Raw genomic sequence first — 16434 nt, 5'->3', positions numbered from 1 at the left:
GCGCCCCGGGTCTGCTTATCCGCGATCGATCGAGAAACGCCCGGGGCCCGCCGCGCAAAGCGCGAGCAGGCCGCCGGAGATCGCGATGTTCTTGTAGAAATGAATCATGTTGTTGATCTGCTCGCCGCCCGTCATCGTCCAGTAATGGTGGCCGATGATGCCGGTGCCGATCGTATAGAGCGCCAGCAGCAGCGCGAGCGCGCGCGTCTGGAAGCCGACCAGGATCGCGACCCCGACGAACAGTTCCATCACGACCGAGATCGCGGCGGAAATGATCGGCGCGGGCGCGCCTTCCGAACCCATGAACGCGATGGTACCGGGGAAGTCGACGATCTTCTTCCAGCCGAACATCACGAACAGGATCACGAGCAGGATCCGGGAAAGCAGCAGCAGCACATCGCGCTGGGACGCGAGAAACGGTTGATTCGGTGTCATGGTGTCGATCAACGAAAGCGATGCGCATGGCGCAAATACGCGCGGCGCACCGGATTGCGAATGAACCAGGACGGGCGGCCGCCTGCGCCGCCCGTCCCGCTCTGCAACAACCGGCATCGGGCAACAACCCGATGTGCTGTGCTCCTCCTCTTGTCAGTTATCGCCCGGCTTCGTCGCGCGCCGCATCAACGCAGCTTCGCGACGTCCTGCTCGGTCACCTTCGCGGCCGGATTGCCGAACTGCCCGGTCAGGTAGTTCGTCAGCGCGGCGATCTGCGCATCCGACAGCTCGTGGCGGAACGCCGGCATCCCGACGTCCTCGCTGCCGGCCTTGCGCTGCACGCCGTTCAGGATCACCTGCACGAGGTTGGTCGGATTCGGTGCGCCCACCGTCGAGTTGTGGAACAGCGGCGGGTAATAACCGTCCGGCGTGCCCTTGCCCTGCATCTGGTGGCAGGTCGCGCAGTTGCCGAGATACAGCCGTGCCGGATCGATGCCCGACGACGCGAGCGCGGCACCGCGCAGCGTCAGGCCGTCCTCGGCCGGCTTGCCCCACGACGAGCGCGACTGCTTCGCGTCGCCGCTGGCAACTGCCGGCACCGTGCGAATGTACGTCGAGATCGCGCCGATGTCGGCTTCGGTCATCTTCGAGAAGCTGTGCTCGATCGCCTCGGCCATCGGCCCGGCCGCCTGCGCGAGACCCGGCACGGTGCCGGTGCGCAGGTACTGGACGAGCTGCTGCTGCGTCCAGCCGCCGATCCCCGCGTTGGCGTCGGACGTGATGTTGTAGCCGTCCCAGCCCGCGAGCACCGAACCCGACAGGAAGCTGCCGCCCGTCTCGTCGAGCGACTTCTCCTGCATCGCGATGCCGCGCGGCGTGTGGCACGTGCTGCAGTGCGCGAGGCCCTGCACGAGATACGCGCCGCGGTTCCACTCGGCGCTCTGCGCCGGCTTCGGCTGGTAGACGCCGTCCTTCAGGAACAGCCAGTTCCAGATCTTCAGCGGCCAGCGCATGCTCAGCAGCGCGGGGATCTCGTTCTTCGGCGGCGCCTGCTTGACCGGTTCGACGCCGTGCATGAAGTACGCGTACAGCGCCTGCACGTCGTCGTCGTTGATCTTCGCGTACGACACATACGGCATCGCCGGATACAGGTTGTCGCCGTTCTTCGACACCCCGTGGCGCACCGCGCGCTCGAAGTCCTCGGCCGACCAGTTGCCGATGCCCGTCTCGGGATCGGGCGTGATGTTGCTCGTATAGATCTTGCCGAGCATCGGGATCGGCATGCCGAGACCGCCCGCGAACGGCTTGCCGCCCTTCGCGGTGTGGCAGGCCATGCAGTCGCCCGCGACCGCGAGGTATTCGCCGCGCTTGACCAGCGCCGGATCGGCCGCATCGGCCGCGCGTGCGAGGCCCGGCAGCGCGAGGCAGCCGGCGAGGAGGAAGGTGAGAGTAGATTTCCGCACGGTCAGACTTCCTTCTTCAGCGTGTCCGACATCCGCAGCGCGAGCGCCGCGATCGTCAGCGTCACGTTCACCGTACCGACGGTCGGCATCGTCGAGCTGCTCGAGATGAACAGGTTCGGATGGTCGAACGTGCGGCAGTCCTTGTCGACGACCGAGTCGCGTGCATCCGCGCCCATGATCGTCGCGCCCGTGATGTGGTTGTTCGGCGCGAACTCGTCGTTGAAGACGACTTCGGTACCGCCCAGCACCTTCGCCGCCGTCGCGTAGACCTCGCGCGTGTGCACGGCGCCGCGCTTCACGTAGTCGTCGATCGCATAGGTGATCTCCGGGCGCGGGATGCCGATCGCGTCGGTGGCCGTCTTGCTCGGCACGATGCGGTTCTCGGGCTGCGGCAGGATTTCGTGGAAACAGTCGAACTGCACGTAGCGCGCGGAACGATCGCGGATCTGCGCGTCGAGCTCCTCGGGCTTCATCAGCTTGCCGGCCTTGAAGATCTTCTGCGTCTCCTGGTTGATGCGCGACATGTTCGACAGGTGGATCTTCTTCGCGGCTTCGGTCGCGCGGAACGGGCCGTCGCGGAAGCCGATCAGCGACGTCATCTCCTGCGGGCCGCGGCCCGGCCACAGCTTCTCGTTCGCATAGAACGACACGCCGGTGCCCGGGTGGTCCATCAGGTTGCGGCCGACCATGTCCGAGCTGTTCGCGACACCGTTCGGGAAATCGCGGTTCGCGGACATCAGCAGGATCTTCGGCGTCTCGATACCGTTCGCGGCAATCACGAAATACTTGCCTTCGACGCGATGGTCGGCACCCGTCTTGTCCTTGTAGACCGCGGCGGTGATGCGCTTGTCCGGCCCGGTCTCGAGCTTGTAGACGACCGCGCTGTCGATCAGCTTCGCGCCGGCCTGCTCGGCCTTCTCGACGTGCACGATGCCGTTGTACATCGCGCCGATCGGGCAGATCGGCATGCAGTTGTTGTTCCCGCAACAAGTGGGCCGGCCGTCGTACGGGCGGCTGTTGCGCGCGACCGGCTCGGTCACCACGTGGAACTTCGGGTCGTAGCCGTTGAGCGCGCTCTTGATCGTCTGCTCGTTGAACGACAACGGCAGCGGCGGCATCGGGTACGGCTCCTTGCGCGGCGAGTACAGGTCTTCCTCGGGGCCCGGGCCCCATACGCCGAGCTCTTCCTCGGCGCGCTGGTAGTAATGCTCGATGTCGTCGTACTGGATCGGCCAGTCGCGGCCGACACCGTACACGGTCTTCATCTTGAAGTCGTTCGGGATGAAGCGCCACGCCGACGCGGCCCAGTGCCACGTCGTGCCGCCCACCGCGCGGATGTACTGCGAGTTGAACTTGTGCTCGCCCTTCAGGATCAGGTAGTCGTTCGGCGGGCCGTATTCCGGGTGCGGCGCCCATGCGCTCGACGGATACGGCGCCATGAAATCGGTCTTGTCGACCTGGTTGCGGAAGCGCTCGACGATTTCCCAGCGCGGCATGCGCGGGCCGGCTTCCAGCAGGATCACGGACTTGCCCGCCATCGCGAGCTGGTGTGCGACGATCGCGCCTGCGACACCCGAGCCGACGACGACGACGTCGGCCTTTTGCGTATCGGTATCGGCCATCAGGCTTGCCTCTCGATCGGTTTGTCGGCCCAGAAGCCGGGTTTGTTGGGGCAATACGACGGGATCACGAGCGTATCGGACACGACGCTGAACATTAATGCTTCTTCGTAGGTAATCACGACGTTGTCGACGATGCCGAGATACCACGCTTCAAGAATCTTCAGCGCGAGTGTTTCCTGATCGGGATTCAGCGAACCGGACGCGAGTGCGCCGGCGAGTTGCGGCAGGCCGTCGGCCGTCTTGAACGAACCCTTCTGCAAGGCCTGCAGGAAGCGCTGGCCGAGCACGCGGCTCAGCCCCTTCTTGCCTGTCAATGCTTCGGAGAGCGTCATGAACGTATCGAGCGGCGCGGTGCCGGGATCGTCGGCCAGGGCCCGCAACGCCAGCGAGCCCGTGAGGCCCGCCGCCGTCAGCGCCAGTGCGCCCTGCAGCCATTGACGCCGAGTGATGCCTGTTACGGCTGCGTCGCCAGTGCGACGCGAGTGGGGAGTGTTGTCGTTGTGCATGTTTCCTTTTCTCTCGAACACCGGATTCGGGAAAACCACGCTTGATATTTCTCAAACATTGGCGCGGACCTGAAATGTACGCGCACAAATCGGATCGAACAATCTTTTTATAGTCCATTAAATGTTCCGCAATCCGAGACAATCGACATTTCGATGCTTTTTTGTATCGTCGGCGCGACAAAGTTGCGGCCGACGCACCCATGTCGTACACCGGCGACACACTGACTGCACGCGACAATGCATGCGCATGTCGGTCGGTTAGAATCGCGTGCAATCAAACAGAAAGCTTCCCTCCGAGGGCAATCGAGCGATGAAGCAGCACGACAAACAGAACAAAACGGAACGCATCCACCACACCACGCGGCTGCTCTGGCGCCTTGGCGCCGTCGCGGCGCTCGGGGGCGCCACGGCACTGTCGCTGCATGCCGGCGCGGCCCGCACGGTGAGCGTCTCGCCGCAAGGCACCGTCACCGAAGTCCGGCAGAGCGTCGTCAAGTTCGACGAACCGATGGTCGCGTTCGGCTCGGCGTCCGCGCCGAATCCCGCGCGCGTCACCTGCAACGATTCCGCGGCCGCGCGCGGCCAGGGTCACTGGCTCGACGACAAGACCTGGGTTTACGATTTCGAAAACGACCTGCCGCCCGGCGTGCGCTGCTCGGTCGCGCTCAACGACACGTTGCGTTCGGTCGCCGGCAATGCGGCCAGCGGCCCGCGCCGCTTCACGTTCCAGACGGGCGGCCCGTTCCCGGTGAACGTCCGCCCCGGCTCGCGCGAGATCGAGGAACACCAGGTATTCGTGCTCAAGCTGAACGGCCCGGCCGAACCGCGCTCGGCGCTCGCGAACATCTGGTGCGAAGCGGCCGGCATCGGCAACCGCATTCCCGTCACGGCCGCCGACGACGATGCGCGCAACGCGCTGCTCGATCACTTCGGGCTGAAGAAGGATGCCGCGCGCGTGCTGACGCTGTCGTGCGCGCAGGCGCTGCCCGCGAGCGCGAAGATGCAGCTCGTGTACGGCAAGGGCGTCACGAGCCCGAGCGGGATTCCGAACGAAACGGAACGGCGCTTCGATTTCACCGTGCGCGCACCGTTCGCCGCGAGCTTCTCGTGCGAGCGCGAGAACGCGAAAGCGCCCTGCACGCCGCTGCGCCCGCTCACGCTGTCGTTCAACGCGCCGATCTCGCGCAAGAGCGCCGAGGCGATCAAGCTGCGCGGCCCTGACGGTTCGCTGTCGCCGACCTTCGCGGCCGACGACAAGAGCGAGGAAGTCACCACCGTCACGTTCAACCCGCCGCTGCCCGAGCAGGCCGGCCTGACGATCGAATTGCCGTCGGGCCTGCGCGACGTGACCGACCGACCGCTGTCGAACGCCGACCTGTTCCCGCTCGCGACGCGCACCGCGCCGATGCCGCCGCTCGCGAAGTTCTCGTCGGGCACCTTCGGGATCGTCGAGCGCTTCGCCGAACCCGATACGCCCGCGCTCGTGCCCGTCACGCTGCGCAACGTCGAGGCCGACCTGCATATCGACGGCCTCAACACCCAGGGCGCGCAGTTCTCGAACCTGAAGGTCGACGACGACACCGCGATTCGTCAGTGGATGCGCACCGTCGACCGCTTCGACAACTGGTCGATGACGGCCGGCTCGATCGACAGCCAGATTCCCGGGCTGCTCGAACGCAAGGGCCAGCACCCCGTCTACGTGCCGCGCGAGGCCGGCGAGAAGGCGCCCGCACCGAAGGATCGCCGCATCGACGTGCGCTCGCTGACCCTGCTCAAGGGCCAGCCCGGCGTGCAGGCGCTGACGCTGCCGAAGGCGGACCCGAAGGCACTGCGCCCGTTCGAAGTCGTCGGCGTGCCGATCGACAAGCCCGGCTTCTACGTGCTCGAACTCGCGTCGCCCGCGCTCGGCCGCTCGCTGCTCGCGAAGCCGTCGAGCATGTACGTGCGCACCACGGTGCTCGTCACCAACCTCGGCGTGCACCTGAAGCAGGGCCGCGAAAACAACCTCGTGTGGGTCACGACGCTCGACAAGGGCAAGCCCGTGCCGAACGCGCAGATCCGCGTGTCGGACTGCAACGGCGACGAAATCGCATCGGGCACGACCGACGCGCAGGGGCTGCTGAAGATCGACGGCGCGTTCGAATCGAAGCGAGCATGCAGTTCGTCCGACTCGGAGCAACGCTTCGACGACTACTTCGTGTCGGCCCGCGTGAACGATCCGAAGACGGGCCCCGACATGGCGTTCGTCAGCTCGGGCTGGAACCGCGGGATCGAATCGTGGCGCTTCAACGTGCCGACCGATACCGACAGCGCACGGACCGTACGCGCGCATACGGTGTTCGACCGCACGCTGCTGCGCGCGGGCGAAACCGTGTCGATGAAGCACTTCATCCGGTCCGAGACGCTGCAGAGCCTCGCGTTCCCGTCGCAATACCCGACGCGCGTGACGATCCGCCATCTCGGCACGGGCCAGACCTACAAGCTGCCGCTCACGTGGGCGGCCGACCACAGCGCGGACTCGCAGTTCACGCTGCCGGCCGCCGCGAAGCTCGGTGAATACAGCGTCGAGCTCGAAGGCGGCCCGGAAGACTCGCCCACGTCCACCTACTACAGCGGCAGCTTCCGCGTCGAGGCGTTCCGCCTGCCGGTGCTGAAAGGATCGATCGGTGCGCGCGACGCGCAGAAGAGCCCGCTCGTCGCCGTTAAGGAAGCGCCGCTCGCGGTGCAGATCGACTACGTGTCGGGCGGTGGCGCATCGAACCTGCCCGTGCAGGTGTCGGCGCTGATGAAGTGGGCATCGCCGCCGTTCGCCGATCGCTTCGAGGATTTCAGCTTCACGCCGTATCGCCCCGACACGAGCGACGGCAATGCCGACGACGATGCGCAGGACGGCGACAACGCATCGTCGTCGAACAACGATCCCGACGCGACGAAGCTGATCGCCGACAAGCTGCCGCTGACGCTCGACCGCAACGGTGCGGGCTCGGTCACGCTGAAGGGCCTGCCCGACGTCGACGCACCGAAGCGCATCGCGCTCGAAGCGACGTTCGCGGACCCGAACGGCGAAGTGCAGACGATTCGCGGCGACACGATCCTGTGGCCGGCCGCGGTGGTGGCCGGCATCAAGGCGGGCCGCTGGGTCTCGGTCGGCCAGCGCGTGCCCGTGCAGGCGCTGGCGGTCGACCTGCAAGGCAAGCCGCGCGCGTCGGTGCCGATCGAGATCAAGGGCGTCGCGCGCATCACGACGTCGTCGCGCAAGCGGATGGTCGGCGGCTTCTATGCGTACGACAACAAGAGCGACACCCGCGACCTCGGCGTGCTGTGCTCGGGCAAGACCGACGACAAGGGCCGCATGGCCTGCGACGCGACGCTCGAACAGGCCGGCAACGTGCAGCTGATCGCGGTGGCGAAGGACGGCGACGGCCGGACGTCGAACGCGTCGACCTCGGTATGGGTCACGCGCGAAGACGAACTCTGGTTCGGCGGCGACAACACCGACCGGATCGACGTGATCCCCGAGAAAACCTCGTACGAGCCGGGCGAAACCGCCCGCTTCCAGGTGCGCATGCCGTTCCGCTACGCGACCGCGCTGGTGGCGGTCGAGCGCGGCGGCGTGATGGAAACGCACATCGTCGAACTGAACGGCAAGAACCCGACGGTCGACCTGAAGGTCGGCGACACGTGGGGGCCGAACGTCTATGTGTCGGTGCTCGCGCTGCGCGGCCGGATTCGCGAGGTGCCGTGGTACTCGTTCTTCACGTGGGGCTGGAAGGCACCGGTCGAATGGGCACGCGCATTCTGGCGCGAGGGCCGTCACTATGAAGCGCCGACCGCGTTCGTCGACCTGTCGAAACCCGCGTTCCGCTACGGCCTCGGCGAGATCAAGGTCGGCACCGGCGTGCATCGTCTCGGCGTGACCGTGACGACCGACGCGACGCGCTACACCGTGCGCAGCAAGGCTCAGGCGCACGTGAAGGTCACGCTGCCGAACGGCCAGCCCGCGCCGGCCGGCACGCAGATCGCGGTCGCGGCCGTCGACGAGGCGCTGCTCGAACTGATGCCGAACAACAGCTGGGACCTGCTCGACGCGATGCTGCGGCGGCGCGCGTACGGCGTCGAGACGGCCACCGCGCAGATGGAAATCGTCGGTCGCCGCCACTTCGGCCGCAAGGCCGTGCCGGCCGGCGGCGGCGGCGGCAGCGCGCCGACGCGCGAACTGTTCGACACGCTGCTGCTGTGGAATCCGCGCGTGACGCTGGACGCCAACGGCAGCGCGACCGTCGAGGTGCCGCTGAACGACGCGCTCACGCGCTTCCGGATCGTCGCGATCGCGGCGGTCGGCCCCGACCGCTTCGGCACCGGCAGCACGTCGATCCGCAGTACGCAGGATCTGCAGCTGATCTCCGGCCTGCCGCCGCTCGTGCGCGAAGGCGACGCGTTCCGCGCGCAAGTCACGCTGCGCAACACGACCGACCGCGCGATGCAGGTCGTCGTGACGCCGCGCGTGACGGGCCTCGATGTCGCACCGCAAACCGTATCGCTCGCGGCCAATACGGCAACCGAAGTCGCCTGGACGATCACCGTGCCCGAGCAGGCGCTCGACGCGGCCGGTGCGCTGAACTGGCGCATCGAAGCGGCCGAGCAAGGCGGCAAGCGCGCGTCCGACGCGCTGGCGGTCGCGCAGAAGGTCGTGCCCGCACTGCCGGTCACGGTTCAGCAGGCGACGCTCGCGCAGGTCGACGGCACGCTGACGGTGCCGGTGGCCTCCCCGGCCGGCGCCGCGAACAACGCGCAAGGCTTGCCGCGCGGCGGCATCGCCGTGTCGCTGCAGTCGAAGCTCGCCGACGGGCTGCCCGGCGTGAAGCGCTGGTTCGAGCGCTATCCGTACCGCTGCCTCGAACAGCAGACGTCGCGCGCGATCGGCCTGCGCGATCCCGCGCAATGGCAGGCGCTGATCGCCCGCATGCCCGTCTATCTCGACAGCGACGGGCTCGCGAGCTACTTCCCGCCGTCGTCCGACGATTCGCACGCCGGCAGCGCGACGCTGTCGTCGTACCTGCTCGTGGTGTCCGACGAGGCGAGCCGTCTCGACCCGCGCTTCGCGCTGCCGGAAGACCTCCGCACGCAGCTCGAAGCCGGGCTCACGCGCTTCGTCGACGGCCGCCTCGAGCGCAACACGTGGGCGCCGCGCCAGGATCGCGACCTCCGCAAGCTCGCCGCGATCGAGGCGCTGTCGCGCTACGGTGCCGCGCAGGGCCGCATGCTCGGCTCGATCGAGATCGCGCCGAACCAGTGGCCGACGTCGGCGGTGATCGACTATCACGCGATCCTCACGCGCGTGAAGGACATCCCGCAACGCGACGAGAAACGCGCGCAGGTCGAGCAGATCCTGCGGGCACGCCTCACGTACCAGGGCACGCAGCTCGTGTTCTCGACCGCGCGCGACGACGACCTGTGGTGGCTGATGACCAGCAACGAGACCAACGCGGCCCGCCTCGCGCTGGAATTCGCCGGCGATCCGGCGTGGAAGGACGAGATGCCGCGCGTGACGGCCGGCCTGCTCGCCCTGCAGCGCCAGGGCGCATGGCAGACGACCACGTCGAACGCGCTCGGCCTGCTCGCGGTCGAGCGCTTCTCGCGCACCTACGAGAGCACGCCGGTTGCCGGCGCGACGAAGGTCGCGCTCGGCGGCGACGAACGCACGATCTCGTGGTCGCAGGCGCCGGCACCCGCGCCCGCCGACCCGGCTGCCTCGGCCGCCCCCGCCACCCCGGCCACCCGCGCCGCCGCGGCCCGCAGCGTGATGCTGCCGTGGCCGCGCGCGTCGCGGGCACCGGCCACGCTGTCCGTCACGCAAGACGGCACCGGCCGCCCGTGGGCCACGATCGAAAGCCTCGCGGCCGTGCCGCTGCGTTCGCCGTTCGCGGCCGGCTACCGGATCACGAAGACCGTCACGCCCGTGTCGCCCGCCGTCAAGGGCGTGCTGACGCGCGGCGACGTCGTGCGCGTGCATCTCGACATCGATGCGCAGAGCGACATGACGTGGGTCGTCGTCAACGATCCGGTTCCGGCCGGTTCGACGATCCTCGGTTCGGGCCTCGGCCGCGACTCCGAAGCCGCGACGCAGGGCGAGAAGACGCCGGACGGCGCCTGGCCGGCGTTCATCGAGCGCGACTTCGACGGCTACCGTGCGTACTACGACTATCTGCCGAAGGGCAAATTCTCGGTCGAGTACACGGTGCGGCTGAACAACGTCGGCACGTTCGGGCTGCCGCCGACGCGTGTCGAGGCACTGTACGCACCGTCCGTGTACGGCCTGTGGCCGAACCCGCCGATGACCGTGAAGCCGGCCGAAGCGGGCAAGTAACGAGTACGCGATGATCGATCAGGTATTGCCGCGGCCGGCGCGTTTCGCCGGCCGCGTATTCGTCGCCGTCGTGCTGGCCGCACCGCTCGTCGCGCATGCGCTGCCGGGCTACGACGAAGTGCGCCGCAACTGGCGCAGCTCCGACTGGGTGCTGCTCGCGCGCGACGGCACGCCGCTGCAGCGCACGCGCGTCGACCTCACCGAACGGCGCGGCGACTGGGTGTCGCTCGCGGACGTGTCGCCCGCGTTTCGCGAGGCGATCGTCGTGTCGGAAGACAAGCGCTTTTACGAACACAGCGGGGTCGACTGGCGCGGCATCGCCGGCGCCGCGTGGGGCAACCTGTGGAACGAACGCACGCGCGGCGCGTCGACCGTCACGATGCAGCTCGCCGGGCTGCTCAGCGATTCGCCGCGCCGGTCGGGCCAGCGCTCGCTGCCGCAGAAGGCCTCGCAGGCCGTCAACGCGCTGCTGCTCGAACGCGGCTGGCGCAAGGACCAGGTGCTCGAGGCATACCTGAACCTGGTGCCGTTCCGCGGCGAGACGATCGGCCTCGCCGCGCTGTCGCAGGTGCTGTTCGGCAAGGCGCCGTCGGGCCTCGACGCGCGCGAGGCCGCGATCGCGGCCGCACTCGTGCGTGCGCCCAACGCCACGCCCGCGAAAGTCGCCGAGCGTGCGTGCCGGATCCTGCGCGACATGCATGCGGAGCAGGCCTGTGCTTCGCTCGACGGCTACGTGCAGCTGGTCACCGCGCGGCCGGCCAGCGCCGCGCGCGACGACGGCGCCGCCCTCGCCCCGCACTTCGCGCGACGCATCGCGGCCGAGGTCCGGCCGGCGGCCGGCGCGCAGGTGCGCACGACGCTCGATGCGCCGCTGCAGCGCTTCGCGCGCGACACGCTGATGCGCGCGCTGACCGAACTCAACGCGCCCGCGCACCGGCGCAACGTGCAGGACGGTGCGGTCGTCGTGATCGACAACGCGACCGGCGAGATTCGTGCGTGGGTCGGCTCGTCCGGCGCGCTGTCGAGCGCGCGCGACGTCGACGCCGTGCTCGCGCCGCGCCAGGCCGGCTCGACACTCAAGCCGTTCCTGTACGCGCAGGCGATCGACGAGAAACGGCTGACGGCCGCGTCGCTGCTCGACGACGCGCCGATCAACCTCGCCGCCGGCGGCGGCCTGTACATCCCGCAGAACTACGACAAGGATTTCAAGGGCTGGGTGAGCGTGCGCAGCGCGCTCGGCGGCTCGTTGAACGTGCCGGCCGTGCGCACGCTCGTGCTCGTCACGCCGCACCGCTTCGCGCGCACGCTGACCGCGCTCGGCCTGCCGCTCGCGCAGGAAGGCGACTACTACGGCTTCAGCCTCGCGCTCGGCAGTGCGGACGTCACGCTGCTGTCGCTGACCAACGCGTACCGCGCGCTCGCGAACGGCGGCATCGCCCGCCAGGTCGTCGACCGGCCAGCGCCAACGCCGGCACCGGCATCCGGCGCATCGGCCGCCTCGCCCGCCCGCGCGGCCGACGGCACGCGCGTGTTCAGCGAGGCAGCCAGCTTCGTCGTGACCGACATCCTGTCCGACAACAACGCGCGCGTGCGCACGTTCGGCTTCGACAATCCGCTCGCGACGCGCTTCTTCTCGGCAGTCAAGACCGGCACGAGCAAGGACATGCGCGACAACTGGACCGTCGGATTCACGTCGCGCTATACGGTCGGCGTGTGGGTCGGCAACGCGGACGGCTCGCCGATGTGGGACGTGTCGGGTGTCACGGGCGCGTCGCCGGTGTGGTCGGCCGTCGTCGGCTACCTGCACCGCGACGTGCCGAGCCGCGCGCCGCGCGCGCCGGCCGGCGTCGAGACGCGCCGCATCACCTTCGAGCGCGACATCGAACCGTCACGCAACGAGTGGTTCGTCGCGGGCACGGCGGTCGACACGATCCGGCTCGCCGCCCCCGTCACGCCGGGCAAGGACGGCGCGCGCGCGCCGCTGACGATCGGCACGCCGACCGACGGCACGATCTTCGCGATCGACCCGGACATTCCGCCGAAGAATCAGCGGATCTGGTTCGAGCGCTCGGCCGGGCGCGCCGCGAAGTTCGCGTGGCGGCTCGACGACAAGGTGATCGGGCATGCCGACCGCATCGCGTGGATGCCGTGGCCGGGCCGGCACCGGCTCGAACTCGTCGATGCGCGCGGCAATGTTGCCGACGCGATCGGCTTCGAGGTGCGCGGCGCGTTCGCGAAGGCGGCCGCGCGCAAGCCGTGAATGCGCGCTTCGGTCGGGCTTTTCGACCTGACGTTCAGATCTGACGCTCCGACCTGACGCTCAGACCTTACTCGCCGGCCGCGTTTGCCTTCGCCGGCTGCGACTGCGCGGAGAAATCGAGTGTCGGCGCGGTCGAAACCGCCGCTTCATTCGCGACGCTGAAATTCGGGCGCGGCTGGTAGCCGAAGATCTTCGCGATCACGACGCCCGGGAACTGGCGGATCTGCACGTTGTAGTGCTGCACCGTCTTGATGTAACGGCCGCGCGCGACCGCGATGCGGTTTTCCGTGCCTTCGAGCTGGGTCTGCAGGTCGCGGAACGCTTCGTTCGCCTTCAGCTCCGGATAACGCTCGGACACCACCATCAGCCGGCTCAGCGCCCCGGACAGCTCGCCCTGCCGCTGGTCGAACGCCGCAAGCGCGGCCGGGTCCTTCGCCATCTCCGGCGTCATCTGCACGCTGCCCACGCGCGCACGGGCCGATGCCACCTCGGTCAGCACGCGCGCCTCGTGCGACGCGTAGCCCTTCACCGACGCGGCGAGATTCGGCACAAGGTCCGCGCGGCGCTGATACTGGTTCAGCACTTCGGACCATGCGGCATTGATGTCCTCGTCGGACGACTGGATCGCGTTGTAGCCGCACCCCGCGAGCGGGGCCAGCACGCAGCACACGAGCAGGATTCGAAACCATTTCATCGTGGGTTGTTTCCGGTTGAATGCTCCGGGCGGAGCGGCAGGTGAAAGGAATCAGGTGCGCAGGCAGGCTGCGCGCGGACGCTACCAGCGGCCCGATGCGCCGCCACCGCCGCTCGACCCGCCGCCGCCGCGGAACGAATCGGAACTCGATGGCGACCGGGAGCCGGACGAGGATGACGACGAAGACGAGCCGCTGCCCGTCAGCTTCGCCCAGATCACGGCGAGTACGCACAGCACGCCGAAGATGCCGGACAGCACTTCCCCGACCGAATAGTCCATCTCGCGCCCGATCGCGACGATCATGAACAGCGTCCCGCCCACGATCGCGGTGATTTTGCGCACGCGCGCCGACCGGAACAGGTTGATGCCGAGCAGGCACGGCCCGACACCGGCGGCCGCCGGAACGAACGCCGCGGCGCCCAGCATGGCTTCGAGATTGCCGTTGAAGATCGCGCCGACCGGCAGCATCACGACCGGCACGACGGCCGCCACGAGCCAGGCGGCCAGGAGCGCCACCCTGCGGCGCAGCTTGCGCCATTGCGCGACCACGCCGAGCACGACATTGGCAACCCCGAGCAGGAACCAGAACCGCACGCCGCCCGTGTTCGGGCGTTTCCGCTCGGGCAGGCCGTTCGACTGGTATTTTTCGCCGCCGGCTCGCGCGTCGCGGGGCGGCGGGTTCGCGGCATCCGTCGCGGTCGCCGCGGCCGTTTCGTATGCTTCGTCGCGCCCGTCGAGCGCCGTGGCGGGTGTGGGCGGCTCCGGCGCGGCGACGTCGGCCGGCATCATTTCGTGCGTCAGCGCGTCCAGCGCATCGCTGATGCCGGCTTCAATGCGGTTCTCGCGGAATGCCGGCACGATCCGCTCGCGAATGATCCGGCCCGCGACGATGTCCGGAATCGTGCCTTCGAGCCCGTAGCCGACTTCGATCCGCACGGTATGGTCGTTGAGCGCGGCGACGAGCAGCAGGCCGTTGTTGACCTCGGCCTTGCCGAGTTTCCATTGGTCGAACACGGTGGTCGCAAACTGTTCGATCGTCGATTGCCCGGTCGACCCGACCAGCAGGATCGCGACCTGTACGCCGAGCCGTTGTTCGAGGGCGGCGAGGCGGTCGGTCAGCTCGGAGGCGCAGGCCGCGCTCAGCACGCCCGTCGTGTCCGTCACGCGGCCTTGCAACGGCGGCGCGGCTTCCGGCTTCGGGGCGACCGGATAGGCTGCCGCGGCGGCCACGTGTGTGCAGGCCGACCGGGCCGTGGTGGGAAACGTGGTGGCCATGGACACCGCGACGGCGACGCTGCCCTCTTCGGCCGGCGCCGCGATGGCCGTGCCGCCGAACAGCAGGATCGCGCCCGCGAGCAAGGCAGTGGCCTTCCGGAAGCCGGACCTGCCGGTCACGCCCTTGGTGCCGCGTGTGTGCCGAATGCCGGTTCGGGCCGTGCCTGCCCGCGATGCCGGATCACCCTCGCCGCCCGGCGCGCACGGCCGGCCCGTCTGTCGTTTCGAATTCATGTCGGAAACGGCGCGCCGGCTCCATCGGGAACGGCACGTTCTCTCGTCGTTTTTAATCGTCCCGCAGCATAACCAATTGTGAAAGGAACTGAAAGGTTTCCGGCCGACTTCCGGATCTCGTCATTCCAGCGTGCCGCTGCACGACGCGCTCGTCGCCAGGCCGCGTCCGGCCGCAGGCCGGCCAGGCGAACGAAACGGGCAAGCAGCGCCCCACTTCGGGACATAGAATGTGAACGGCGCCGCACTGTCGGCGCCTACCGGTTGCCCCACTCTCCTCAAGGCCAGCGACCATGAACCTGCACCCCAGGCGTTTCATCCGCCCCGCGCTGGGCACGCTCTGCGTCGCCACCCTCGCAGCGCTTCAGGCATGCAACGGCGATGCCTGCTTCGGTGTCGATGTCTGCTTCAACAACAACAACACGCAAACCGTCGCGCTGTCGGGCACGGCCGCGACGGGCGACGCGCTCGCGAGCGCGCAGGTGACGGTCAGTTGCGTGACGGGCTCGGCGACGACGCTGACGGACGGCGGCGGCAACTACCGCGTGACGGTCAATGCCGCGCTGCCGTGCGTCGTCACCGTGACGTCGGGCGGCACGAGCCTGCATTCGCTCGCGTACGCGGGCGGTACGTTCAATACGACGCCCGAGACCGAGCTGATGCTGGTCTACCTCGCCGCCCAGCTCGGCACGAACACCGCCGCATTGATCGGCAATTTCCAGGGCAATCCGCGCTACCAGCAGGCGATGAACAGCCCGAACACCGTACAGGCCGCGCAATCGGCCGTGGTGACGAGCCTGCAGCAGCGCTATTCGGTCACGCTCACGGCGCCGGCGTTCCTGACCACGTCGTTCACGGTCGGGCAACCGGGTGTCGACAGCGATCTCGTCGCGCTCGCGAAAGCCGGCGCGATCGACGCGAACGGGATGCCGGATCCGGCTGCGGTTACGCTGCTCACGCAGGCCGGCGCGGCGCATCCGCTTTGACAAGCGGCCGGCGGCGGGAAGAAGGTCGCCCGTTACTGCCTGGTATCGCGCGTCAGGCGCGCGCTTCGGGCGCGTCGTCGGCCAGCAGCGCCCACCGTTCGTGGTCGCGCCATGCGCCGTCGATGCGCAGATAACGCGGAGAAAAACCCTCTTTCGTGAAGCCGAGCCGCCGAACCAGCGCAATCGACGCATGGTTGCCCGGCTGGATGTTCGCTTCGAGCCGATGCAGCCCGAGTTCGCCGAACGCGACACCGATCGCCGCGCGCATGGCGTCGGTCATCAGCCCCTTGCGGCTGAACGCCACCATCCCGTAGTACCCGAGATACGCGCTCTGGAACACGCCGCCGACGATCTCGTTGAGGTTCACCACGCCGACCACCACCCCGGACGTGCGCTCGCGCGCGACGAAGCCGACGTTCGGCCCCGTCAGGCAGCGCCCGAACCACTGGTCGAATCCCGCCTGGTCGGTGAACGAGTCGACCCACGGCAGATGATGGTTCCGGCTCGCGCGATTGGCGGCGATCAGGTCGGCGGCGTCGGTTCGGGCGACGCGGTTCAGCAGGATCGGGTTCATGGGGCAGTCGACAGGCGGCAT

At 68.5% G+C, this 16434-nt stretch carries 10 protein-coding genes; 3 read left to right on the top strand and 7 right to left on the bottom strand.

What is annotated here, in order from left to right; all coding sequences use genetic code 11:
* Positions 1-15: 15 nt before the first annotated feature.
* The 4 genes from DPV79_RS25940 to DPV79_RS25925 all read right to left on the bottom strand — a co-directional run bounded on the left by DPV79_RS25940 (position 16) and on the right by DPV79_RS25925 (position 4026).
* Positions 16-435, bottom strand: coding sequence for a DoxX family protein (locus tag DPV79_RS25940; protein ID WP_060052951.1), 420 nt, complete (start codon positions 433-435; stop codon positions 16-18).
* Between the two features lie 185 nt (positions 436-620).
* A complete protein-coding gene (locus tag DPV79_RS25935; protein WP_113046808.1) occupies positions 621-1898 on the bottom strand; it encodes a cytochrome c in 1278 nt (425 codons plus the stop codon).
* Positions 1899-1900: 2 nt separating this feature from the next.
* Positions 1901-3520, bottom strand: coding sequence for a GMC family oxidoreductase (locus DPV79_RS25930; protein ID WP_021162033.1), 1620 nt, complete (start codon positions 3518-3520; stop codon positions 1901-1903).
* The gene (locus DPV79_RS25925) at positions 3520-4026 is read right to left on the bottom strand and encodes a sugar dehydrogenase complex small subunit (protein ID WP_113046807.1); all 507 of its coding nucleotides are present in this window, start codon (positions 4024-4026) and stop codon (positions 3520-3522) included. The genes DPV79_RS25930 and DPV79_RS25925 overlap by 1 nt, the downstream gene beginning before the upstream one ends.
* A 310-nt stretch (positions 4027-4336) precedes the next feature.
* Between DPV79_RS25925 and DPV79_RS25915 the strand changes: the two genes are divergently transcribed.
* Entirely contained in the window at positions 4337-10393 is a 6057-nt protein-coding gene (locus tag DPV79_RS25915; protein ID WP_113046806.1) for an alpha-2-macroglobulin family protein, read from the top strand.
* A 10-nt stretch (positions 10394-10403) separates the two neighbouring features.
* Positions 10404-12653 (top strand): penicillin-binding protein 1C, encoded by a 2250-nt coding sequence (gene pbpC / locus DPV79_RS25910; protein ID WP_113046805.1) that lies wholly within the window; start codon positions 10404-10406, stop codon positions 12651-12653.
* A 67-nt stretch (positions 12654-12720) separates the two neighbouring features.
* Here the strand turns inward: pbpC and DPV79_RS25905 are convergent, their stop codons facing one another.
* Positions 12721-13347 (bottom strand): LemA family protein, encoded by a 627-nt coding sequence (locus DPV79_RS25905; RefSeq protein ID WP_113046804.1) that lies wholly within the window; start codon positions 13345-13347, stop codon positions 12721-12723.
* Positions 13348-13428: 81 nt separating this feature from the next.
* On the bottom strand, positions 13429-14856 hold the full coding sequence (locus DPV79_RS25900) for a TPM domain-containing protein (protein ID WP_133295723.1): 1428 nt from the start codon (positions 14854-14856) through the stop codon (positions 13429-13431).
* Between the two features lie 290 nt (positions 14857-15146).
* Here DPV79_RS25900 and DPV79_RS25895 point away from each other — a divergent pair, with 290 nt between their 5' ends.
* On the top strand, positions 15147-15839 hold the full coding sequence (locus tag DPV79_RS25895; protein ID WP_113046802.1) for a hypothetical protein: 693 nt from the start codon (positions 15147-15149) through the stop codon (positions 15837-15839).
* A 52-nt stretch (positions 15840-15891) separates the two neighbouring features.
* On the opposite strand, the gene DPV79_RS25890 is transcribed toward DPV79_RS25895, so the two are convergent.
* Positions 15892-16413 carry a GNAT family N-acetyltransferase gene (locus DPV79_RS25890; RefSeq protein WP_113046801.1) on the bottom strand — a complete coding sequence of 174 codons (522 nt, stop codon included), beginning with the start codon at positions 16411-16413 and terminating at the stop codon, positions 15892-15894.
* Positions 16414-16434: the final 21 nt, after the last annotated feature.

The sequence above is a fragment of the Burkholderia reimsis genome, from assembly GCF_003294055.1.
Classification (GTDB): domain Bacteria; phylum Pseudomonadota; class Gammaproteobacteria; order Burkholderiales; family Burkholderiaceae; genus Burkholderia; species Burkholderia cepacia.
This window is presented reverse-complemented; position numbering and strand designations above follow the sequence as displayed.

Coding starts and splice junctions, on each gene's coding strand:
- DPV79_RS25905 (WP_113046804.1), bottom strand. CDS start 13,347: ATGAAATGGTTTCGAATCCTGCTCGTGTGCTGCGTGCTGGCCCCGCTC.
- DPV79_RS25890 (WP_113046801.1), bottom strand. CDS start 16,413: ATGAACCCGATCCTGCTGAACCGCGTCGCCCGAACCGACGCCGCCGAC.
- DPV79_RS25900 (WP_133295723.1), bottom strand. CDS start 14,856: ATGAATTCGAAACGACAGACGGGCCGGCCGTGCGCGCCGGGCGGCGAG.
- DPV79_RS25915 (WP_113046806.1), top strand. CDS start 4,337: ATGAAGCAGCACGACAAACAGAACAAAACGGAACGCATCCACCACACC.
- DPV79_RS25895 (WP_113046802.1), top strand. CDS start 15,147: ATGAACCTGCACCCCAGGCGTTTCATCCGCCCCGCGCTGGGCACGCTC.
- DPV79_RS25940 (WP_060052951.1), bottom strand. CDS start 435: ATGACACCGAATCAACCGTTTCTCGCGTCCCAGCGCGATGTGCTGCTG.
- pbpC (WP_113046805.1), top strand. CDS start 10,404: ATGATCGATCAGGTATTGCCGCGGCCGGCGCGTTTCGCCGGCCGCGTA.
- DPV79_RS25925 (WP_113046807.1), bottom strand. CDS start 4,026: ATGCACAACGACAACACTCCCCACTCGCGTCGCACTGGCGACGCAGCC.
- DPV79_RS25930 (WP_021162033.1), bottom strand. CDS start 3,520: ATGGCCGATACCGATACGCAAAAGGCCGACGTCGTCGTCGTCGGCTCG.